We start from the raw sequence: 1,260 nt of genomic DNA, 5'->3' as shown, positions 1-1,260 counted from the left end.
CGCCGGCCCGCTCCAGGCGGCGGGCGAAGAGTCCGGTCGGGCGCACCGCCAGGTGGTCCTCGTCCAGCGCTCCGGACAGTGCGGCGACCAGCCGCCGCCCCGCGCGTGCGTCCAGCGTGCCGGGCAGGTCGACGAGTCCGCCCCAGCGCTGCGGGTACTCCAGGGCGGCGATCCGCCCCAGGCCCCAGCTCATCGCCTGGAGCGGGCCGGCCGGCGACTCGCTGCGGTGCACCCGGACCGCGCCACGAGTGGCGCACCAGAGAGGGGCGTCCACTCCGGCATCACCCAGCGCCTGCAGCAGCACCGTCGACAGCACCATGCCGGTGGGCTGCACGCCCTCGTCCGACCAGGGCGACTCGTCGAGGGCGAGCAGCGAGAGCACGCCGCCGACGGTGGCACCGTCGCTGTGTTCGCGGAGCAGACCGGTCATGCGTTCCCGGTCGGCTTCCGGCGCACCGGCGACCAGCACCCGTGCCCCGCCCGCCGACCGCTCTCCGACCACCGCAACGGCCTCGCGCACGGTCGGATCGTCCTCGTGGCCTCGCGGCACGAGGACCAACCAGGTGCCGGCGAGGCCGTCGGCCCCAGCGGACCGCTCAGCGCTCGGCCGCCACACGACCCGGTAACGCCAGCGGTCCAACGTGGACCGGTCGATCCGGTCGCGCCGCCACGACGACAGCGCGGGCACGACCTCGGCGAGCGCCCGCGGGTCCTCCATGCCGAGGTCCTGGGCGAGCGCGTCGACATCGTGGTTCTCCACAGCGGTCCAGAAGCCGTCGTCGAGAGCGTGGGAACCAGCCGTACCCGTCCCGTCAGCGGGAGCCGGACGCGGACTCGTCTCAAGCCAGTAGTGCTGCCGCTGGAAGGGGTAGGTGGGCAGGTCCACGGTGCGTGGGGACAGGCCTTCGAAGGCAGGGGTCCAGTCGACGTTCACGCCATGCGCCCACGCCTCCCCCAGAGAGGTGTAGAGGCGCTCCAGGCCGCCCTGTTCACGCCGCAGCGAGCCCAACACCACCGCGTCGGAGCCGGCGTCCTCGACCGTCTCGGCAACCGGGACGGTCAGGACGGGGTGCGGGCTGATCTCGATGAACGCGCCGTGGCCCTGCTCGACCAGTCGGCGGATTGCCGGTTCCAACTCCACTGTCTGCCGCAGGTTCCGGTACCAATACCCCGCATCGGTCTCCGCCGACTCGATCCATTGGCCTGTCACCGTGGAGAGGAACGGGACCGCCGGGACCTGCGCCTCCACCGAGGACAACG

At 72.9% G+C, this 1,260-nt stretch carries 1 protein-coding gene; it reads right to left on the bottom strand.

Annotated features, from left to right (window positions below; genetic code table 11):
- Positions 1–1,210 (bottom strand): acyltransferase domain-containing protein (locus tag ACYVE9_RS27355; protein ID WP_461030576.1); only part of this gene is annotated, 1,210 nt, incomplete at its 3' end.
- Positions 1,211–1,260 lie beyond the last annotated feature (50 nt).

It is taken from the genome of Streptomyces sparsus, from assembly GCF_054776295.1.
Note: the sequence above shows the minus strand (reverse complement) of the source record. Positions and strands in the feature narration are given on the sequence as shown.